The 23,007-nt window shown below is 75.6% G+C and carries 7 protein-coding genes; all 7 read left to right on the top strand.

What is annotated here, in order from left to right:
* The first annotated feature begins 8 nt into the window (after positions 1-8).
* The 7 genes from ACIRRH_RS11080 (at position 9) to ACIRRH_RS11050 (ending at position 23,001) form a co-directional block, all read left to right on the top strand.
* On the top strand, positions 9-4,454 hold the full coding sequence (locus ACIRRH_RS11080) for an amino acid adenylation domain-containing protein (protein ID WP_403064986.1): 4,446 nt from the start codon (positions 9-11) through the stop codon (positions 4,452-4,454).
* A gap of 9 nt (positions 4,455-4,463) precedes the next feature.
* Positions 4,464-6,242: a non-ribosomal peptide synthetase gene (locus ACIRRH_RS11075; protein WP_403064983.1), complete on the top strand. Its 1,779-nt coding sequence runs from the start codon at positions 4,464-4,466 to the stop codon at positions 6,240-6,242.
* Complete coding sequence (locus ACIRRH_RS11070; RefSeq protein WP_403064980.1) at positions 6,239-7,021, top strand: thioesterase II family protein; 783 nt, start codon at positions 6,239-6,241, stop codon at positions 7,019-7,021. The genes ACIRRH_RS11075 and ACIRRH_RS11070 overlap by 4 nt, the downstream gene beginning before the upstream one ends.
* Positions 7,021-8,205 carry a cytochrome P450 gene (locus ACIRRH_RS11065; RefSeq protein ID WP_403064977.1) on the top strand — a complete coding sequence of 395 codons (1,185 nt, stop codon included), beginning with the start codon at positions 7,021-7,023 and terminating at the stop codon, positions 8,203-8,205. Before ACIRRH_RS11070 ends, ACIRRH_RS11065 begins: the two co-directional genes overlap by 1 nt.
* A gap of 105 nt (positions 8,206-8,310) precedes the next feature.
* A complete protein-coding gene (locus ACIRRH_RS11060) occupies positions 8,311-8,523 on the top strand; it encodes an MbtH family protein (protein ID WP_403064974.1) in 213 nt (70 codons plus the stop codon).
* An 8-nt stretch (positions 8,524-8,531) separates the two neighbouring features.
* Positions 8,532-9,527, top strand: coding sequence for a TauD/TfdA family dioxygenase (locus ACIRRH_RS11055; RefSeq protein ID WP_403064971.1), 996 nt, complete (start codon positions 8,532-8,534; stop codon positions 9,525-9,527).
* Positions 9,528-9,585: 58 nt separating this feature from the next.
* Positions 9,586-23,001 carry an amino acid adenylation domain-containing protein gene (locus ACIRRH_RS11050; RefSeq protein ID WP_403064968.1) on the top strand — a complete coding sequence of 4,472 codons (13,416 nt, stop codon included), beginning with the start codon at positions 9,586-9,588 and terminating at the stop codon, positions 22,999-23,001.
* The last annotated feature ends 6 nt before the right edge of the window (positions 23,002-23,007 follow it).

Below are 23,007 nucleotides of genomic sequence, written 5' to 3'. Positions count from 1 at the left end.
ACGAGGCCGTGAGCCCGTCCGACCACCCGGCGCGCACCGCGCCCGTCTCCGGGCTGCAACGCGGCCTCTGGTTCCTCGACCGCCTCGACCCGCGGGCCGTCACCTACTGCACCCCCTGGACCGTCGACGTCACCGGCCCGCTCGACCTCGCCCTGCTCCAGCGCGCACTGGACACCGTGGTGGCCCGGCACGAGACGCTGCGCACCACCTTCGCGCTGCACCCCGACGGCCCCCGCCAGCACGTGCACCCCACCCTCGCCGTGCCGCTCGCGGTGACCGACCTGCGCCCGCTGAGCGGCCCCGGGCAGCAGGAGCGCCTGGAGGAACTGCTCGCCGCCCGCTGCGCCGAGCCCTTCGACCTGGCCACGGGACCGCTGCTGCGCGCCGAGGCCTTCCGGCTCGCGGAGGAGCGCACCACGGTGCTGTTCACCGTCCACCACATCGTCTGGGACGGCTGGTCCGCCGAGGTCTTCGAGCGCGAACTCGCCGCGGTCTACGGCGCCGCGGTGGAGGGCCGGGAGGCCGAACTGCCGGAGCTGACCGTCCAGTACGCCGACTACGCGCAGGAGGAGCTCGGCACCTCCTTCGAGGAGCACCTGACCTACTGGAAGGAGCAGCTGGACGGCGCACCCGCCCTGCTGGAGCTGCCCACCGACCGGCCCCGGCCCGCCGAGCGCGGCGCGGCCGGCCGGACCGAGGAGTTCGGCCTCGCCCCCGGTACGGCGGCGCGGGTCCGCGCCCTGGCCGAGACGGAGGGCGTCACCCCGTTCACCGTCCAGCTGGCCGCCTTCGCCCTCCTGCTGAACCGCTGGACCGGCGCCGACGACCTGGTGGTCGGCACCCCCGTCACCACCCGCGACCGCCCCGAACTGGAGCACCTGCTCGGCTACTTCGTCAACCTGCTGCCGCTGCGCCTGCGGCTCGCGCCCGCGCTGAGCTTCCGGGACCTGCTGGAGCACGTCCAGGACGTCGCCTTCGAGGCCTACGGCTACCTCGACCTGCCCTTCGACCAGATCGTCGACCGGCTCGGCGCCGCCCGCAGCGCCCAGCACCCGCCGCTGGTCCAGGTGGTGTTCGGCGCCCACGGCGAGGACCGCACCCCGCTCGCGCTCGGCCCGGCGGCCACCGCCCGGAGCCGGGTGCGCTCCAACGGCACCAGCAAGTTCGACCTCACCTGGTCCGTCTTCGACGGCGGGGACGGCGGCGGCGAACTGCGCGGCGAGGCCGAGTACCGCAGCGAGCTGTTCGACCCGGAGACCGTCCGCCGGCTGGCCGCCGAGTTCGACGCCCTGCTCACCGCGGCCCTGGACGATCCCGACGCCACCGTGCTGCGGCTGACCACCCGCCCCGCGGAGGGGACCGCGGCCACCGAGACCCCCGGCCACTGCCTGCACCACCTGTTCGAGCGGGCCGCCGACGCCCACCCCGACCGGCCCGCCGTCAGCGACCCCGACCGCACCCTGAGCTACGCCGAACTGGACCGCCGGGCCAACCGCCTCGCGCACGCCCTGCGCGCCCGCGGCGCCGGCCCCGGGGACCGCGTCGGCATGCTGCTGGAGCGTACCGCCGACGTCCTGGTCACCGTCCTCGGCGTGCTCAAGACCGGCGCCGCCTACGTGCCCGTCGACCTGGCCGCGCCCGCCGACCGCGCCGCGCTGGTCTTCGGCGACACGGGCGTCACCCTGGTCGTCACGGACCGCCCGGACCGGGTGCCCGACGGCCCCTGGCAGGCCTACGACCCGACCGCCGAGGCCGCCGACCTGGCCGCCCGGCCGGACACCCGCCCGCCGGCCGCCGGCCGCCCCGGCGACGTCGCCTACGTCATCTTCACCTCCGGCTCCACCGGCCGCCCCAAGGGCGTAGCCGTCGCCCACGAGCACGTCAGCCGGCTGATGGCGGACGGCGAGCGGCACTTCGGCTTCGGCCCGCAGGAGACCTGGACGCTCTTCCACAGCTACGCCTTCGACTGGACGGTCTGGGAGATGTGGGGCGCCCTGCTGCACGGCGCCCGACTGGTCGTCGTCCCGTACGTGACCAGCCGCTCGCCGGAGGAGTTCGCCCAGCTGCTGGAGGAGGAGAACGTCTCCTGCCTCTGCCTCACCCCCTCGGCGCTGCGCCAGCTGGAGCCGGTGCTGCGCCGCAGCCCGCGCGCCCTGCCCGCGCTGAAGTGGATCATGCTCGGCGGGGAGGCGCTGGACCCGGCCGTCGTCCAGCGCTGGTTCGAGCTCGACCCGCCGCCGCCGGCCCGGCTGTGCAACCTGTACGGCATCACCGAGACCACCGTCCACGTCACCACCCACGACCTGGCCGGCAGCACCGGCTTCGAGCGCAGCCTGATCGGCACGCCGATGTCGCACCTCAGCGCCCAGGTCCTGGACGACTGGCTGCGGCCGGTGCCGCCCGGCGCGGCCGGCGAGCTGTACATCGGCGGCGGCAGCCTCGCCCACGGCTACTGGGGCCGCCCCGGCCTCACCGCCGACCGCTTCGTCGCCGACCCGTACGGCCCGCCCGGGGCCCGGCTCTACCGCACCGGCGACGTCGCCCGGCGACTGCCCGGCGGCGGGCTGGAGTACATCGGGCGCGCCGACTTCCAGGTCAAGCTGCGCGGCTTCCGGATCGAACTCGGCGAGATCGAGAACGCCCTCGCCGCCCACCCGGACGTCGACGCCTGCGTCGTCACCGTGCACGAGGACCGCCTCGCCGCGTACGTCACCGGGCGCGAGCCCGCCGACGTCCGCGCCTTCCTCGGCCGCTCGCTGCCCCCCTACATGGTCCCGGCGAGCTACACCGTGCTGGAATCGCTGCCGCTCACCGTCAACGGCAAGGTGGACCGCGCCGCCCTGCCCGCCCCCGGCCAGCGCAGCGCCGCCACCGCAGGCCGGCACGTCGAGCCGCGCACCCCGGAGGAGGAGGCCTTCGCCGCCGTCTGGACGGAGGTCCTCGGGGTGGACGGCATCGGCGTCCACGACGACTTCTTCCACCTCGGCGGCGACTCCATCCGGGCCGTCCAGCTGGCCGGCGCGCTGCACGAGCGCGGCTGGGGGCTGAGCCTGCGGGACGTCTTCAACGCCCCCACCGTGGCCGCCCTGCTGCCGCTGGCGAAGCCCGTCACCGAGGACCCGGACGCCCACGAGCCCTTCGCCCTGGTCAGCCCGGAGGACCGCGCAGACCTGCCGCCCGGCCTCGTCGACGCCTACCCGATGGTGTCCATGCAGCTCTCCATGGTCTTCCACATGGAGATCGCCGGCGGCACCGACAGCTACCACAACGTCAACTCCTACCGGATCTCCGGCGACCTCGACGAACAGGCCTTCCGCCGCTCCGTCGCCGAGGCCATGGACCGCCACGCCGTGCTGCGCACCGGCCTGGACCTGTCCGGCCACGGCGAACCGCTGCAGCTCGTCCACGGCCGGCTGCCCGCCCCCGTCGAGTTCGCCGACCTGCGCGGCGAAGCCGACCAGGACGCGGCTATCCGCGAGGTGTTCGACACCCACCGGTGGACGCCCTTCGACCTCACCGCCCCGCCGCTGTTCCGGATCACCGTGCAGCGCCTCGCCGAGGACGCCTTCCAGCTCACCGTCTCCGAGCACCACGCGATCCTCGACGGCTGGAGCTTCACCTCGCTGCTCACCGAGATCCTGGAGCGTCACAGCGCCCTGGCCGCCGACCCGCTCGGCGCGCCCACCCCGCCGCCGCGCACCGCCTTCCGCGACTTCGTGGCCGTCGAACGGCAGGCCGCAGGCGACGAGCGCTCGCTCGCCTACTGGCGCGAGCGGCTGTCCGGCGTCAGCGGCCAGCTGTTCCCCGGCAGCGAGTCCGTGCACGAGGCGCCGCGCACCGTCGAACGCGTGCTGCCCGAGGCGCCGGAACAGCTGCGGACGGTCGCCGACGCGCTGGGCGTGCCGGTCAAGTCGGTGGCGCTCGCCGCCCACCTGCACGCCCTCGCCGCCGTCACCGGGAAGCCCCGGGTCACCACCGGGCTGGCCGTCAACGGCCGGCTGGAACGGCTCGGCGGCACCGAGGTGTACGGGCTGTTCCTCAACACCGTCCCGCTGAGCTGCGAGCCCGGCGACGACCTGCTCGCCCTGGTCCGCGAGGTCCACCGGGAGGAGCTGGACATGATGCCGCACCGCCGGGTGCCCTTCGCCCGCCTCGCCCGGCTGATGACCGACACCGCGCTGGACAGCCAGTTCGGCTACCTGCGCTTCCACGCCCTCGGCCGGCTCAGCTCGGCCCGCATCGTGGACGGCCGGATCGGCACCGAGCCGACCCTGCGCCACGAGCCCAACAGCTTCGCCTTCGGCGCCTCGGTGATCCAGGACCCGGTCACGCAGCGGGTGCTGCTCGCCGTGGACCACCAGCGCTCGCTGGTCGCCGACAGCACCGCCGAGCAGTTCATCGACACCTACGACGCCGCCCTGCACACCATGGCCGCCGCCGCCCGAGACCTCTGAGGACCCGTCATGACCGATCTGCTGGACCGCCTGCGCGACGCCGTCGCCGCCCACCCCGAGCGCACCGCCGTCCTGGCCGGCGCAGACCGCCTGGACTTCGCCGGACTCGACCGCCGCACCGCCGCCCTGGCCCGCGCCCTGCGCGCCCTCGGCGTCGGCCGCGGCGACCGGGTCGGCGTCCACCTCGGCCGCACCGCCGACCTGCCGGTCGCCCTGCTCGCCGTCTGGCGGGCCGGTGCCGCCTACGTCCCGCTCGACCCGGCCTACCCCGCCGAGCGGCTCGCCTTCATGGCCTCCGACGCCCGGCTCGCCGCCCTGATCAGCGCCGACGGCCTGCCGGCCGCCGAGGGCGTGCCGGTGCTGCGCCCGGACGCCGCCGCCGACGGGCCCGAGCTGCCCGCCGGGGCCCACCCGCTCGACCCGGCCTACGTCATCTACACCTCCGGCTCCACCGGCCGGCCCAAGGGCGTCGAGGTGCCGCGCGGCGCCGTCGCCGGACTGATCGCGGGCCTGGAGGCCACCGGCGCCCTGCGCGCCGAGCCCGGCGTGGTCGGCTGGAACGCCAGCATCTCCTTCGACGCCTCCGTCCCGCAGTGGAGCCGGATCTGCCGCGGCGACACCGTCCTGGTCATCGGCGAGGAGCACCGCGCCGACCCGGCCCGGCTGGCCGCCCTGCTCGCCGAGCACGCCGTCACCGACTTCGACCTGACCCCCTCGCACTGGGAGCTGCTGCGCGAGCCGTTCGCCGGCGCCCGGGTGCCGCGGCTGTTCATGGGCGGCGAGGCCGTCCCCGAGCGCACCTGGCGGGAACTGGCCGACGGCGGCATCGACGCCCTCAACCTGTACGGGCCCACCGAGTGCACCGTCGAGGCCGTCACCGCGCCGATCAGCGGCCCCGGCCCGCACCTGGGCGAGCCGATGCCCGGCGTGCGTCTGCACCTGCTGGACGAGAAGCTCGCCCCGGTCCCCGACGGCGTGGTCGGCGAGCTGTACCTGGCCGGGCCCGGGCTCGCCCACGGCTACGTCGGGCGGCCCGGACTGACCGCCGAGCGCTTCGTCGCCGACCCGTCCGGAGCGCCGGGCGATGGGCCCCTCCTGCCCGGTGGCGGGCAAGGAGGGAGGATGTACCGCACCGGCGACCAGGCCCGGCGCGGCGAGGGCGGCCGGCTGGAGTACGTCGGCCGGGTGGACCGGCAGGTCAAGCTGCGCGGCTACCGGATCGAGCTCGGCGAGGTCGAGCACGCCCTGGCCGGGCTGGCGGGCGTCCGGGCCGCCGCCGTCACCGTCCACGAGCCCGCCCCCGGCGACCGCAGGCTCGCCGGCTACGTCACCGGCTCCGTCACCGCCGCCGAGCTGACCGAGCGGCTGCGGGCCACCGTGCCCGCGCACCTGGTGCCCTCGGTGATCACCGTGCTGGACGCCCTTCCGCTCACTCCGAACGGCAAGGTCGACCTGGCGGCGCTGCCCGCCCCGGCCGCTGTCGGGGAGGGAGCACCGGCGAGCGCCGGGGGAGTGGCGGAGCAGGTCGCCGAGGTCTGGGGCACCGTGCTCGGCGTGACCGACGTCCGGCCCGGCGACGACTTCTTCTCGCTCGGCGGCCATTCGATCGCCGCGCTGCGGGTCGTCCACCTGCTGCGCCGCCGCCTCGGCATCGAACTCCAGCTGCGCCACCTGCTCGACTCGGCCGACCTGGCCGCCTTCGCCGCCACCGTCGAACGGGCCGTCGCGGCCGGCGCCGCCGCCCCCAGGCCCGCCCTGACCGCCCGCGCCAGGGTGATCGGCGCATGACCACCGCACTGCGGGTACGGCCCCGCGTCGAGGGCGACTGGCTGTTCGTCCCCGTGCCCCAACCGCAGCACCGCCCGTACCGGCTGTTCTGCTTCCCCCACGCCGGCGGCGACGCCACCGCCTACACCCCGCTCGCCCGCGCCCTCGCCCCGGCCGCCGAGGTCTGGGCGCTGCGCCCGCCCGCCCGCGGCGGGCGGCTCGGCCACCCGATGCCCGCGAGCTTCGACCTGCTGGTCGACGCCGTCCTGGAGGCCCTCACCCCGCACCTGACCGGGAGGTTCGGCTTCTACGGGCAGAGCTTCGGCGCCCTGCTCGGCTACGAGGTCGCCCGGGCGCTGCCCGCCGGGCGGCGGCCCGAACTGGTCGTCGCCGCCTCCGCCTCGCCGCCCGCCGCCTGGGCCGGGGCGGACCGCCCGCAGCACACCGCCGACGACCTGCTGCGCCTCGCCGGAATGGGCGAACTCGTGGCGGGCGACGTCGATCTGAAGGAGCACGCGCTGCGCGGCATCCGCACCGACCTGGACGTGGTCGACACCTACCGGCCCCGCCCGCACCCGCCGATCGGCTCCGCCCTGCACACCGTCGTCGGCGTCGAGGACCCCCTCCTCGCCGCCGGCGGCCTCGAAGGCTGGGCCGCCCACACCCGCGGCGCCCACGGCCACCACGTCGTCCCCGGCGGCCACCTGCTCGCCACCGTCGACGGGCCCGGCCCGGTCGACCTGCTGACCTCCCTCATCGCGCGGCCCGGCGCCGCCCACCAGCCCACGACGGAGCACTGATGACAACCACCACCGCGGTCGACCTCACCGACCCCGACCTCTGGGCCCGCCCCGACACCCCCGCGCTGGTCGCGGAGCTGCGCCGGGAGTCCGCCGTCCACCTCACCGACACCGTCGACGACGGGCCGGTCTGGTCGGTGCTCTCCTACCGGCACTCCGCCGAGGTGCTGCGCAACGCCGCCGTCTACAGCTCCGAACAGGGCTCGCTGCTCGGCGCCGGCGAGGGCAACGTCCCGGTCGGCTCCGGCCGGATGATGGCCCTCACCGACCCGCCCCGGCACCGCGAACTCCGCGCCCCCGCCAACCCGTTCTTCTCGCCCGGCGCCGTGCGCGGAGCCTCCCGGGGCATCGCCGAACTCGCCGCCTCGATCGTCGAGCAGGCCGTCGAGCAGGGCGAGGTGGACCTCGTCGACGCCGTCTCCGCGCTGCCGCTGTCCGTGATGTGCGACCTGCTGGACGTCCCGGAGGCGGACCGCGACATGGTCGTGCGGGTCTGCGACGTCGCCTTCCTCGGCTGCACCCCCGAGGAGCGCCGGGCCGGCCACCAGCAGCTCATCCCGTACCTGCTGCACCAGGTGATGCTGCGGCGCAGCGACCCGCGCGACGACCTGATCAGCATGATGGCGACCTACCGGGTCCGCGGGAAGCTGTTGCCGATCGAGGACGTCGTCCTCAACCTGGACAACATCGTGGTCGGCGGCGTCCAGACCGTCCGCCACACGGCCGCCATGGGCCTGCACACCCTGGTCCAGCACCCGGACCTGTGGCGGCGGTTGCAGCGCGGCGAGGTCGGCATGGACTCGGCCCTGGACGAACTCCTGCGCTGGACCTCGGTCGGACTGCACACCCTGCGCACCGCGAGCCGGGACACCGAACTCGACGGCCGCACCATCCGGCGCGGCGACCGGGTCGCGGTCTGGGTCTGGTCCGCCAACCGGGACCCGGAGGCCTTCGAGCGGCCCGAGGAGATCCTGCTCGACCGCGCCCCCAACAAGCACCTCGCGCTCGGCCTCGGCGCCCACTACTGCGTCGGCGCTCCGCTGGCCAAGGCCGAACTCGGCGGCCTGTTCACGGCGATGCTGGAGCGCGTCGCCACCATCGAGCCGGCCGGGCCGGTCACCCACAACCGCTCGATCATCAACTTCGGCCTGGACCGCTTCCCGGTCCGCCTCACCCCGCGCTGAACCACCCGGCAGGCCCCACGGCCCAACTGCCGCGTTCCTGCCGCGACTCCTGCCCTTCGGCCGCACGGCCCGCCCCTACCTTCGAAGCAACCCAAGGAGGACACCATGAGCAACCCGTTCGAGGACGACAACGCCGGCTACCTGGTGCTGGCCAACGACGAGAACCAGCACTCGCTGTGGCCGGTCTGGATCGACGTGCCGGCCGGCTGGACCACCGTCCACGGAGAGGACACCCGCCAGGGCTGCCTCGACTACATCGAGGCCAACTGGACCGACATCAGGCCCGCCGGCCTGGTCGCCGCCCTCGCCGACCGGTGACCGCCACCATGCCGACCTGGGAACTGAACCCCGGCCGCCCGGCCCTCGCCCACGCGCCGCGCACCGCCGGCCTCGGCGAGGCCTGCGAGTGGCTGCGCGAGAACGAGAGCGCGCTCACCCAAGCCCTGCACCGGCACGGCACGATCTTCCTGCGCGGCCTGCCGGTCACGAGCACCGAGGACGTCGCGGCCGTACGGGACGTCCTCATCCCCGAGCGCACCCCCTACCGGGAGAAGGCCACCCCGCGCAGCGACTACGGCAACGGCGTCTTCTCCTCCACCGACCTGCCGCCGGCCCAGCCGATCCGGATGCACAACGAGAACAGCTACACCCTCACCTTCCCCGGCCGGCTGCTCTTCGCCTGCCTGACCGCCCCCGAGGAGGGCGGGGCCACCCCCACCGCCGACTGCCGACAGGTGCTCGCCCAACTGCCCGCGCACCTGATCGAGCGGATGCGGACCTCCGGCTGGACCCTCACCCGCAACTACTCGGACTACGTCTCCCTCGGCTGGCGCACCGCCTTCGCGACCGAGGACCGCTCCGAGGTCGAGGCCTACTGCCGGGAGAACGGCATCACCTGGGAGTGGCTGCCGGACGGCAACCTGCGCACCGGCCAGCTGCGCCCCGGCACCATCCACCACCCGGCGACCGGCGAGGAGGTCTGGTTCAACCACCTCGCCTTCTGGAACGAATGGTCGCTCGACCCGGACATCCGCGAGGCGATGGCCGACGAGTTCGGCCCGGACGGCCTCCCGTTCAACACCGGCTTCGGCGACGGCGAACCGCTGGAGCGGGCCGACGTCGACGCCCTCAACGAGGCGTACCACGCCGCGACCGTGCGCGAACGCTGGCAGGTCGGCGACGTGATGCTGGTCGACAACGTGCTCTGCGCCCACGGGCGGGACCCGTACCGCGGCGACCGCAGGATCGCCGTCTCGATGGGGCGGCCGCTCGACGTCCTGGACTGCCGGCCCAGCGTCCGGCCCACTCTGGCCGCCGCCTGAGCCCCGCCCCCGAACAGCCCGTGCCGTGACGTGAGCAGACCCGAGTAGAGGAAGCACCGTGATCCCGGTTTCGTACGCCCAACAGCGGCTCTGGCTGATCGACCAGATCGAGGGGCCGACCGCGCTGTACAACCTGCCGTTCGCCCTGCGGCTGCGCGGCGGGCTCGACACCGCCGCCCTGCGCGCCGCGACGGCGGACGTGGTCGCCCGGCACGAGGCCCTGCGCACGGTGTTCCCGGTGGCCGGGGGAGTCCCGGTGCAGCGGATCCTGCCGGCCGAGGAGGCGCAGCCGCGCTTCCTGGCCGTGGACTGCGCACCGGAGGACTACCCGGCCCGCCGGGACGCCGCGGCCGCCGAGACCTTCGACCTGAGCCGCGAACTGCCCATCCGGGTCACGGTGTTCACCCTCTCCCCGACCGAGCACGTGCTGCTCGTCGTGCTCCACCACATCGCCGGCGACGGCTGGTCGCTCGGCCCCCTGCTGCGCGACCTCGCCGACGCCTACCGGGCCCGGCTCGCCGCCCGCGCCCCCGACTGGGAACCGTTGCCGATCCAGTACGCCGACTACGCGCTCTGGCAGCGCGACCTGCTCGGCGACGAGCACGACCCCGAGAGCCTGCTCGCCCGCCAACTCGCCTACTGGCGCGCCGCGTCGGCCGGTCTCCCGGAGGAACTGGAGCTGCCGACGGACCGCCCCCGACCGCCCGTCCCCACCGGCGCCGCCGACTCCGTCGACCTCGCCTGGGACGCCGGCCTGCACACCGCCCTGCTCGACCTCGCCCGCAGCCACCGCACCACCCTGTTCACCGTCCTCCAGGCCGGCCTGGCCGCCCTGTTCACCCGGCTCGGCGCCGGCACCGACATCCCGCTCGGCACCGGCGTCGCCGGACGCGCCGACGAGGCTCTGGACGACCTCGTCGGCTTCTTCGTGAATTCGCTGGTGCTGCGCATCGACACTTCCCCTCGCTCCGCTGGGGATGCCCCTACCGGTGACCCGAGCTTCGCCGAGCTGCTCGGCCGGGTCCGGGAGACCCAGCTCGACGCCTTCGCCCACCAGGACCTCCCCTTCGAGCGCCTCGTCGAGGAGCTCAACCCGCCCCGGGCGCTCGGCCGCCACCCGCTGTTCCAGACCCTCCTGGTGCTCCAGAACCACGGCCAGGACGCCGAACTCGCCCTGCCCGGGCTGGAGTCCGCCCCCGAACCGATCGGCCTGCGGGTCGCCAAGTTCGACCTCAACATCGGCATCGCCGAACAGCACGGCCCGGACGGCACCCCCGCCGGGCTCACCGGCTCGATCGAGTACGCCGCCGACCTCTACGACCGCACCACCGTCGCCACCCTGGCCGACCGGTTCGGCCGGCTGCTGGCCGGTGCCGCCGCCGACCCGCACGCACCCATCGACACCCTGGACGTGCTCGCCCCCGAGGAGCGCACCCGCATCCTCACCGAGTGGAACGCCACCGACGCGCCCCGCCGCTCCGGCACCCTCGCCGAGTCCTTCGAGCGGCAGGCCGACCGCACCCCGCACGCCACCGCCCTCGCCCACGACGGCGGCACCCTCACCTACGCCGAACTCGACACCCGCGCCAACCGCCTCGCCCACCACCTGACCGCGCTCGGCGTCGGCCCCGAGACCCCCGTCGCGATGCTGATGGAGCGCTCCGCCGACGTCGTCGTCGCCACCCTCGCCGTCCTCAAGGCCGGCGGCTGCTACGTCCCCATGCACCCCGGTCTGCCGGCCGAGCGGATGACCGGCGTGCTCGCCGACACCGGCGCCCCCGTGCTGCTCACCGACCGCGCCGACCCCGGCTTCCCGCACGGCGCCGCCGTGGTGCGCCCCGGCGACGAGGCCGGCGCCCCCGCCCACCGCCCCGGCGTGCCCGTCCACCCGGACCAGCTCGCCTACGCGATGTACACCTCCGGCTCCACCGGCCGCCCCAAGGGCGTCGCCGTGCGCCACCGCGACGTGCTCGACCTCGCCGCCGACCGGCGCTGGCAGGACGGCCGCCACCAGCGCGTCCTGCTGCACTCCCCGCACGCCTTCGACGCCGCCACCTACGAGATCTGGACGCCGCTGCTGGCCGGCGGCACCGTCGTCGTCGCCCCGCCCGGCGCCCTCGACGCCACCGCCCTGCACGCCGTCACCACCCGCCACGACGTCACCGCCGTCTTCCTCACCAAGGCCCTGTTCGACCTCGTCGCCGAGCAGGCCCCGGAGACCTTCGCCGCCCTGCGCGTCGTCTGCACCGGCGGCGAGGCCGCCTCCGGCGTCCTGATGCGCCGGGTCCTGGAGGCCTGCCCCGACCTGCTGCTCGCCCACGTCTACGGGCCCACCGAGACCACCACCTTCGCCACCCACCATCCGCTCGCCCCCGCCGACCTCGACGGCCCCCGGGTGCCGATCGGCGGCCCGCTGGACAACATGCGCACCTACGTCCTCGACGCCCGGCTGCGCCCCGTCCCGCCCGGTGTCCCCGGCGAGCTGTACCTGGCCGGCGCCGGCCTGGCCCGCGGCTACCTGGGCCGGCCCGGCCTGACCGCCGAGCGCTTCGTCGCCTGCCCGTACGCGCCGGGGGAGAGGATGTACCGCACCGGGGACCTCGTGCGGCTGCGCGGCGACGGCGCCGTGGAGTTCCTCGGCCGGATCGACGGCCAGGTCAAGCTGCGCGGCTTCCGGATCGAACTCGGCGAGATCGAGGCGGCGCTCTCCCGCCACCCCGCCGTCCGCCAGGTCGTCGTGATCGCCCGTGAGGACCGCCCCGGCGACACCCGGCTGGTCGCCTACTGCACCGCCGACTCCACGCTCACCCCGGCCGGGCTGCGCACCTTCGCCGGCACCGTACTGCCCGGCTACATGGTCCCCGCCGTGGTCGTCCTGCTGGACGCGCTGCCGCTCAACGCCAACGGCAAGGTCGACCGCCGCGCCCTGCCCGCCCCCGACCTCGCCGCCGACGACACCGGGCGCGCCCCCCGCGACGAGCGCGAACGGGTGCTCTGCGAGCTCTTCGGCGAACTCCTCGGCATCGACGACATCACCATCGACGACGACTTCTTCGCCCTCGGCGGCCACTCCCTGCTCGCCACCCGCCTGGTCGGCCGGGCCCGCACCGAACTCGGCGTCGAACTCGCCATCGGCGACCTCTTCCAGGCACCCACCGTCGCCGGGCTCGCCGACCGGCTCGCCGACCGCGCGACCGACACCCCCGCCCCGGCCCGCCCGGCGCTGCGCCCCGGCCCCCGGCCCGAGCGGGTGCCGCTCTCCTTCGCCCAGCGCCGCCTCTGGTTCCTCGCGCAGGCGGAGGGCCCCTCGGCCACCTACAACGTCACCCTCGCCCTGCGGCTGAGCGGTCCGCTCGACCCCGCCGCCCTGGCGGCCGCCCTCGGCGACGTCGTCCACCGGCACGAGGCCCTGCGCACCGTCTTCGGCGAGCAGGACGGCACCCCGTACCAGCGCGTCCTCGACGCCCCCGGCACCGGCCTGCTCACCGTCACCGACCGCCCGACCGGGGAACTCGCCGGCCACACCTTCGACCTCGCCACCGACCTCCCGGTCCACGCCTACCTGCGGCCCGAGGGGCCCGAGGAGCACGTGCTGGTCCTGGTCGTCCACCACATCGCCGGGGACGGCGCCTCGCTGGGCCCGCTCTACCGCGACCTCACCGACGCCTACCGGGCCCGCCTGGCCGGCGACGCCCCGCAGTGGGAGCCGCTGCCCGTCCAGTACGCCGACCACGCGCTCTGGCAGCACGAACTGCTCGGCGACGAGGACGACCCGCAGAGTCCGCTCTCCCGCCAACTCGCCCACTGGCGTGAGGCGCTGGCCGGCGCGCCCGAGGAACTCCCGCTGCCGCTGGACCGCCCCCGCCCGCCGGTCGCCACCCACCGCGGAGCGGTCGTCCCGCTGGAGTTCGACGCCGACCTGCACGCCCGGCTCACCGCACTCGCCGCCGAACACGGCGTGACCCTCTTCATGGTCCTGCAGGCCGCGTACGCCACCCTGCTGCACCGCTTCGGCGCGGGCACCGACCTGCCGATCGGCACCCCGCTGGCCGGCCGCCTCGACGAGGCCGTGCAGGAGCTGGTCGGCTTCTTCGCCAACACCCTGGTGCTGCGCACCGACCTGTCCGGCCGCCCGAGCTTCGCCGACCTGCTGGCCAGGGTCCGGGAGACCGACCTGGCCGCCCACGCCCACCAGGACGTGCCCTTCGAGCGCCTGGTGGAGGAGCTGAACCCGACCCGCTCGACCGCCTGCCACCCGCTGTTCCAGGTGATGCTGGCCTTCGCGGGCGCCGCCGAGGACGGCCCGGACCTGCCCGGCGTGACGGTGACGGAGGAACCGGTCGACTTCGGGACGGCCACCTTCGACCTCACCCTGCGCCTGGTCGAGCGGCAGGGCGCCGAGGGCGCCACCGCGGGGCTGGCCGGCGTCCTGGAGTACGCCACCGACCTGTTCGACCGCGAGAGCGCCGAACAGCTGGCCGCCGCCCTGGAGTCGATTCTCCGCCAGGTCGCCGACGACCCCCGGCGGTCCGTCGCCGAGCTGGACGTCCTGCCCGCCGAGCAGCGGGCCGCGGCCGCGGGCGACCACACGCCGCTGCCCGAGCGGCTGCCCCTGGTGCCGGCCGCCTTCGAGGCGCAGGCCGCGGACACGCCGGAAGCGGTGGCCCTGGTCTGCGGCGACCTCACCCTGACCTTCGCCGAGCTGAACGCCCGGGCCAACCGGCTCGCCCACGAGCTGATCGCCCGGGGCATCGGCCCCGAGCGCGTGGTGGCACTGGCCCTGCCGCGCTCGGCCGAGACGGTGGTGGCCATCCTCGCGGTGCTCAAGGCCGGCGGCGCCCACCTGCCGCTGGACGCCGAGTACCCGGCCGAGCGCACCGCCCACATGCTGGCCGAAGCCCGCCCGGCGCTGGTGCTCACCGACGAACGCTGGCCGCTGCCCGAGGTGCTCGACGGGCACCCCGTGCTCGACCTCGCCGCGCAGCCGGCCGGCCCGGCGACGAACCCGGCGCCGCGGGCCGGCGAGGGCGACGCCGCCTACGTCATCTTCACCTCGGGCTCCACCGGCCGCCCCAAGGGCGTCGTGGTCCCGCACGGCGCCGTCGCCGCGCTGCTGGCCGCCCACCGCACGGGTGTGATGGCCGGGGTCGCCCGGCAGCGGGTCGCGCTCACCGCCTCGCTCTGCTTCGACGCCTCCTGGGACGGCCTGCTGTGGCTGGTCGCCGGCCACGAGCTGCACCTGATCGGCGGCGACGTGCGCCGCGACGCCCGGGCCCTGGTCGGCCACGTGCGCGAGCAGGGGATCGGCGTCCTGGAGGTGACACCCTCCTACGCCGAGCAGCTGGTCGAGGAGGGCCTGCTGGAGGAGCCCGCTCCGGCCCTGGTGCTGCTCGGCGGCGAGGCCGTCGGCCAGGCGCTCTGGACGCGGCTGCGCGAGGCGCCGGGCACCGCCGCCCACAACCTCTACGGTCCGACGGAGTGCACCGTCGACGCCCTGACCCACCCGCTGGGGGCCACCGGGCGGCCCGTCCTCGGCCGCACCGTCGCCGGCACCCGCTGCCACGTCCTCGACGAGTACCTCAACCCCGTTCCGGCGGGTGTGCCGGGGGAGCTGTACCTGGCCGGCGCCGGTCTGGCCCGCGGCTACCTGGGCCGTCCGGGCCTGACGGCGGAGCGCTTCGTGGCCTGCCCCTTCGAGCCGGGCGCCAGGATGTACCGCACCGGGGATCTGGTGCGCCGCACCCGCGACGGGGAGCTGGAGTACCTGGGCCGCACCGACCACCAGGTGAAGATCCGCGGCTTCCGCATCGAACTCGGCGAGATCGAGCGCGCCCTGACCGCCCACCCGCAGGTGCTCCAGGCCGCCGTCCTGCCCGACGAGGACGGGCTGCGCCTGATCGCGTACGTGGTCGCCGACGGCCCGCTCGACCCGGCCGAGCTGCGCGCCACCGCCGCCCGGACGCTGCCCGGCTACATGCTGCCGGCTGCGATCGTCCCGCTGGACGCGCTGCCGTTGAACGCCAACGGCAAGCTGGACCGGTCCGCCCTCCCGGCACCGGACTTCGGTGCGCTGTCGGCCGGTCGTGCGGCGCGTACCCCGCAGGAGGAGATCCTGTGCGGGCTGTTCGCGGAGGTGCTCGGTCTGGAGGCGGTCGGGATCGACGACGACTTCTTCGACCTGGGCGGTCACTCGTTGCTGGCCACCAGGCTGCTCAGCCGGGTGCGGGCGGCGCTGGGTGCGGAGCTGGGCATCCGGGACGTCTTCGAGGCGCCGAGTGTGGCGGGGCTGGCCGTACGGCTGGGTGCCGGTTCGCAGCGGGCGGCGCTGAGCGCGGGAGGTGAGCGCCCGGCGCGGGTGCCGCTGTCCTTCGCCCAGCAGCGCCTGTGGCTGATCGACCGGATGGAAGGCCCCAGCGCCCTCTACAACGCGCCGCTGGCGCTGCGCCTGACGGGGGAGCTGAACGCCGCCGTGCTGGAGCTCGCCCTCGGTGACGTGGTGGCCCGGCACGAGAGCCTGCGCACGCTGATCGCCGAGGAGGACGGCACCCCGTACCAGCGCGTCCTGCCGGCCGAGCAGGCCGTGGTCCCGCTCGACACCCGGAACTGCCCCGCCGACGAGGTGGCCGCCACGGTGGCCGGGCTGTGCCGCCACGCCTTCGACCTGCGCACCGAACTCCCCCTCCGCGCCGCCCTGTTGAGGGTCTCGGCCGAGGAGCACGTGCTGGTCCTGGCACTGCACCACATCGCCAGCGACGGCTGGTCCCTCGGCCCGCTGGTCCGCGACCTCACCGGCGCCTACGCAGCACGCGCCGAGGGCACCGCTCCCGGCTGGGCGCCGCTGCCCGTCCAGTACGCCGACTACGCGCTCTGGCAGCGCGAGCTGCTCGGCGAGGAGAGCGACCCCGAGAGCCTGGCGGCCCGCCAACTCGCCCACTGGCGCGAGACCCTGGCGGACCTCCCGGACGAGGCGACGCTGCCGCTGGACCGCCCCCGCCCGCCCGTCGCCTCCCACCGCGGCGACCGGGTGGCGCTCACCCTCGGCGCCGAGTGCCACCGCGAGTTGGTCGCACTCTCCCGGGCCCACCGGGTCACCCTGTTCATGACGGTGCAGGCGGCCCTCGCCGCGCTGCTCACCCGCCTCGGCGCGGGCACCGACATCCCGATCGGCTCGGTGGTGGCAGGGCGCTCCGATGAGGCGCTGGACGACCTGGTCGGCTTCTTCGTCAACACCCTGGTGCTGCGCACCGACACGTCCGGCAACCCGAGCTTCGCCGAGCTGCTCGGGCGGGCCCGGGAGACCGCCCTCGGTGCCTACGCCCACCAGGACGTGCCCTTCGAGCGCCTGGTGGAGGAGCTCAGGCCGGCCCGTTCGCTCGCCCGCCACCCGCTGTTCCAGGTCATGCTGGTGCTCCAGAGCAACGAGCAGGCCGAGCCGGCCACGGCGGGCCTGCACATCGAGCCCCTCGCGGCGGGCACCGGCTCCGCCAAGTTCGACCTCAGCCTGATCGCCGAGGAGTCCTTCGGCCCCGACGGCGAGCCCGCCGGGATCGACTGCGCCCTCGACTACGCCACCGACCTCTTCGACCGGGAGACCGTCGAGGCCGTCGCCGTACGGTTCGCTCGGCTGCTGGCGGCGGTGGCCGCCCGGCCCGAGCTGCCGATCGGCCGGATCGAGCTGCTGTCGGCCCAGGAGCGCGCCGCGCTCCCGACCGCCGGCGGCGCCCTGCCGGACGGAGTCCCGCTGCTGCCCGCCGCCTTCGCGGCCCAGGCCGCCCGCACCCCGGAGGCCGTCGCACTGGTCTGCGGCGACACCCGGCTGACCTTCGCCGAGCTGAACACCCGCGCCGACCGGCTGGCCCACCGCCTGCGGGCCGCGGGCGCCGGCCCGGAGTCGGTGGTCGCCCTCGCCCTGCCGCGCTCGGCGGAGACGGTGGTCGCCATGCTCGCCGTGCACAAGGCCGGCGGCGCCTACCTGCCGCTGGACGCCGAGTACCCGGCCGAGCGCACCGCCCACATGCTCGCCGACGCCCGCCCGGCGCTCGCCCTCACCGACGACCGCTGGCCGCTGCCGGAGGCGCTGACCGGCCTGCGCACCCTGGACGTCGCCTCGCCGTCCGCGGGCTCCGAGGCCGGCGCGCCCGAGCCGGGGTGGTGCGCCCCCGACCCGGGCGACGCCGCCTACGTCATCTACACCTCGGGCTCCACCGGCCGCCCCAAGGGCGTCGTGGTGCCGCACGGCGCCGTCGCCGCCCTGCTGGCCGCCCACCGCGCCACCCTGATCCGGGGCGCCGAGGAGGCCCACGGCCGGCAGCGGATCGCGCTCACCGCCTCGCTCTGCTTCGACGCCTCCCTGGAGCCCGTGCTCTGGATGTTCGCCGGGCACGAGCTGCACCTGATCGGCGACGAGCTGCGCCGCGACCCGGCGGCGCTGGTCCGCCACACGGCCGCCGCCGGCATCGACGCCCTGCACATCACCCCGTCCTACACCGAGCAGCTGATCGAGGAGGGGCTGCTGGACGCACCCGCGCCGCGCCTCCTGCTGCTCGGCGGCGAGGCCGTCGGCCAGGCACTGTGGCAGCGGCTGCGGGAGCACCCCGACACCGCGGGCCACAACTTCTACGGTCCGACCGAGGCCACCGTCTACGCGCTGACCCAGCCGTTCGATCCGGTGGAGCGCCCGGGGCTCGGCGGTCCGATCGCCGGCGTGCGGGCGTACGTGCTGGACGAGTACCTCAACCCCGTTCCGGCGGGTGTGCCGGGGGAGTTGTACCTGGCCGGCGCCGGTCTGGCCCGCGGCTACCTGGGTCGTCCGGGCCTGACGGCGGAGCGCTTCGTGGCCTGCCCCTTCGAGCCGGGCGTTGGGCCCCTCGCCCCCAGCCTGGCGGCCGGGAGGTACCCCCAGCCCGGTGGCGGGCAAGGAGGGCGGATGTACCGCACCGGGGACCTGGTGCGCCGCACCCGCGACGGCGGCATGGAGTACCTGGGCCGCACCGACCACCAGGTGAAGATCCGCGGCTTCCGCATCGAACTCGGCGAGATCGAGCACGTGCTGGCCCGCCACCCCGCCGTCCGCCAGGCCGTGGTCACCGTCCGCGAGAGCGACACCGGTGACCGGCGACTGGTCGCCCACTGCGCCGTGGGCCAGGAGTCGCCCGAACTCGCCGTCGAACTGCGGCGGTTCGCCGCCGAGTCGCTGCCCGGCCACATGGTGCCGGCCGCCGTCGTCCTGCTCGACACCCTGCCCCTGACAGGCAGCGGCAAGGTCGACCACCGGGCGCTCCCGGCACCGGACTTCGGTGCGCTGTCGGCCGGTCGTGCGGCGCGTACCCCGCAGGAGGAGATCCTGTGCGGGCTGTTCGCGGAGGTGCTCGGTCTGGAGGCGGTCGGGATCGACGACGACTTCTTCGACCTGGGCGGTCACTCGTTGCTGGCCACCAGGCTGCTCAGCCGGGTGCGGGCGGCGCTGGGTACGGAGCTGGGCATCCGGGACGTCTTCGAGGCGCCGAGTGTGGCGGGGCTGGCCGTACGGCTGGGTGCCGGTTCGCAGCGGGCGGCGCTGAGCGCGGGAGGTGAGCGCCCGGCCCGGGTGCCGCTGTCCTTCGCCCAGCAGCGCCTGTGGCTGATCGACCGGATGGAAGGCCCCAGCGCCCTCTACAACCTGCCGCTGGTCCTCCGCGTGGCAGGGGAGTTGGACACGGCCGTGCTGGAGCTCGCCCTCGGTGACGTGGTGGCCCGGCACGAGAGCCTGCGCACGCTGATCGCCGAGGAGGACGGCACCCCGTACCAGCGGATCCTGCCCGCCGAGCAGGCCTGCGTCCGGGTCGAGCTGCTGCCGCCCGGCACCGAGCCGGCGAGCTGCACGGCCCGCCCCTTCGACCTGGCCGCCGACCTTCCCGTCCGCGCCCACGTCATCCCGGCCGGGCCCGGGGAGCACCTGTTCGCGCTCGTCCTGCACCACATCGCCGGGGACGGCTGGTCGATGGGCCCGCTGCTCCGCGACCTCGCCACGGCCTACGCGGCCCGCACCGGCGGCGCGGCCCCGCAGTGGGCGCCGCTGCCCGTCCAGTACGCCGACTACGCGCTCTGGCAGCGCGAGCTGCTCGGCGAGGAGGAGGGCGGGGAGAGCCTGCTCTCCCGCCAACTCGCCCACTGGCGCGAGGCGCTGGCCGGCCTGCCCGAGGAGCTGTCACTGCCCCTCGACCGGCCGCGCCGCGCAGCCGCCTCCCATCGCGGCGAGCGGGTCGTCGTGCCCTACGGCGCGGAACTCCACCGCGCGCTCGGCGAGTTGTCGCGCGAGCACCGGGTGACGATGTTCATGACGGTGCAGGCGGCCCTCGCCGCGCTGCTCACCCGCCTCGGCGCGGGCACCGACATCCCGATCGGCTCGGTGGTGGCAGGGCGCTGCGACGAGGCGCTGGACGACCTGGTCGGCTTCTTCGTCAACACCCTGGTGCTGCGCACCGACACGTCCGGCAACCCGAGCTTCACCGAGCTGCTGGCCCGCGTCCGGGAGACCCAACTCGACGCCCACGCCCACCAGGACGTGCCCTTCGAGCGCCTGGTGGAGGAGCTGAACCCGGCCCGCTCGCTGGCCCGCCACCCGCTCTTCCAGGTGGCACTGCTGCTGGAGGGCCAGGGCGACTGCGCGCCGCTCGCCCCGGCCGGCCTGGACGCCTCCGTGGAGTCCTCCGCCGGGGCGGTCGCCAAGTTCGACCTGAGCGTGGGCCTCGGCGAGTCCTTCGACGCGGACGGCGCGCCCGCAGGCCTGGAGTGCGCGATCGACTTCGCCACCGACCTCTTCGACCGGGAGACCGTCGAGGCCGTCGCCGTCCGCTTCGGCCGGCTGCTGGCGGCGGTGGCCGCCCGGCCCGAGCTGCCGATCGGCCGGATCGAGCTGCTGTCGGCCCAGGAGCGCGCCGCGCTCCCGACCGCCGGGGGCGCGCTGCCGGACGGAGTCCCGCTGCTCCCGGCGGCCTTCGCGGCCCAGGCCGCCCGCAGTCCGCAGGCCGTCGCACTGGTCTGCGGCGACACCCGGCTGACCTTCGCCGAGCTGAACGCCCGGGCCAACCGGCTCGCCCACCGGCTGATCGGGGAGGGCGTCGGCCCCGAATCGGTGGTCGCCCTCGCCCTGCCGCGTTCGGCCGAGAGCGTCATCGCGATCCTGGCCGTCCTCAAGGCCGGTGGCGCCTACCTGCCGCTGGACGCCGACCACCCGGCCGACCGCACCGCCGACACCCTCGCCGACGCGGCCCCCGCCCTCGTCCTCACCGACGGCGGCTGGCCGAAGCCCGAGGCGCTGGCCGGCGTGCCCACCCTGGACGTCGCCGAGGCGACCGGACCGGACACCGACCCGGCGCCGCGCGTCTCGGCCGACAACGCCGCCTACGTCATCTACACCTCCGGCTCCACCGGCCGCCCCAAGGGCGTCGTCGTGCCGCACGGCGCCGTCGCCGCCCTGCTGGCCGCCCACCGCGGCGGGCTGATCGCCACCGCCGAGGCCGCACACGGCCGACTGCGCGTCGCGCTCACCGCCTCGCTGTCCTTCGACGGATCACTGCAGAGCCTGCTCTGGATGTTCGCCGGGCACGAGTTGCACCTGATCGGCGACGAGCTGCGCCGCGACCCGGCCGCCCTGGTCCGGCACGTGCGCGCGGCGGGCATCGGTGCCATGGACGTCACCCCCTCCTACGCCGAACAACTCCTCGCGGAGGGCCTGCTGGAGGAGGCCGCTCCGTCGGTGCTGGTGCTCGGTGGCGAAGCCGTCGGGCAGCAGCTCTGGACCGCCCTGCGCGAGGCGCCGGACACCGCCGCCCACAACCTGTACGGTCCGACCGAGGCCACCGTCTACACCCTCGGCCGGCCCGTCGACGCGGTGGAGCGCCCGGGGCTCGGCGGTCCGATCGCCGGCGTGCGGGCGTACGTGCTGGACGAGTACCTCAACCCCGTTCCGGCGGGTGTGCCGGGGGAGTTGTACCTGGCCGGCGCCGGTCTGGCCCGCGGCTACCTGGGTCGTCCGGGCCTGACGGCGGAGCGCTTCGTGGCCTGCCCCTTCGAGCCGGGCGTTGGGCCCCTCGCCCCCAGCCTGGCGGCCGGGAGGTACCCCCAGCCCGGTGGCGGGCAAGGAGGGCGGATGTACCGCACCGGGGACCTGGTGCGCCGCACCCGCGACGGCGGCATGGAGTACCTGGGCCGCACCGACCACCAGGTGAAGATCCGCGGCTTCCGCATCGAACTCGGCGAGATCGAGCACGTGCTGACGCTCCACCCGCAGGTGCTCCAGGCCGCCGTCCTGCCCGACGAGGACGGGCTGCGCCTGGTCGCGTACGTGGTCGCCGACGGCCCGCTCGACCCCGTCGAACTGCGCGCCTTCGCCGCCGGCCACCTGCCCGGCTACATGCTGCCCGCCGCCGTCGTCCCGCTGGCCGCGCTGCCCCTCACCGACAGCGGCAAGCTCGACCGGACGGCGCTGCCCGCACCGGACTTCGGACGGCTCGCCGGCGGCCGCGCCGCCCGGACGCCGCAGGAGGAGCTCCTCTGCGCGCTGTTCGCCGAGACCCTCGGCCTGGAGGGCGTCGGCATCGACGACGACTTCTTCGACCTCGGCGGCCACTCCCTGCTCGCCATGAAGCTGCTCGCCCGGGTCCGCACCGCCCTCGGCGCGGACCCCGGCATGCGGGCGCTGTTCGAGGCACCCACCGTGGCCGGGCTAGCCCGACGGCTCGACCACGGCCCGGCGGCCGACGCGCTGGACGTCCTGCTGCCGCTGCGCACCGGCGGCGACCGGGCCCCGCTGTTCTGCGTCCATCCGGCGGCCGGCATCAGCTGGGTCTACTCCGGGCTGCTGCGCCACCTCGGCCCCGAGCAGCCGGTGTACGGCCTCCAGGCCCGAGGCCTGCGCGGCGACGCACCGGCGAGCGTCGCCGAGATCGCCGAGGACTACGTGCGGCAGATCCGCGCGGTGCGTCCCGACGGCCCGTACCACCTGCTGGGGTGGTCCTTCGGTGCGGTGGTCGCGCAGGAGATGGCCGCGCGGCTGCGGGCCGAGGGCGCCGAGGTCGGCCTGCTGGCCCTGCTCGACGGCGCCCCGGCGGCCCGCAGCGCCGACGCCCCGCCCGTCGAAGCCGCCGACACCCTCGCGGAGTTGCTGCACTCGCTCGGCTACGACCCGGCCGACGGACGGGGCCTCGCCGATCTGCGGGCCGTGCTCGGGGAGGCCGTGGCCGTGTTGCCGGAGGTCTTCGACCGGCACCGCAAGCTGATGGCCGAGCACGTGCCCGACCGCTACCGGGGGGACGCCGTCTTCTTCGGGGCGACCACCGGCAAGCCCGCCGACTGGCCGTACGAGCAGGCCTGGCGGCCGTACCTGGACGGCCGGATCGAGAGCCACCGCCTCGCCTGCGCCCACGGCGAGCTGACCCAGCCGGAACCCCTCGCACGGATCGCCGCCGTGCTGGCCGAGAAGCTTGGAGCGTGACCCGCG

Source organism: Kitasatospora sp. NPDC101235, from assembly GCF_044767505.1.
Taxonomy (GTDB): Bacteria; Actinomycetota; Actinomycetes; order Streptomycetales; family Streptomycetaceae; genus Kitasatospora.
Note: the sequence above shows the minus strand (reverse complement) of the source record. Positions and strands in the feature narration are given on the sequence as shown.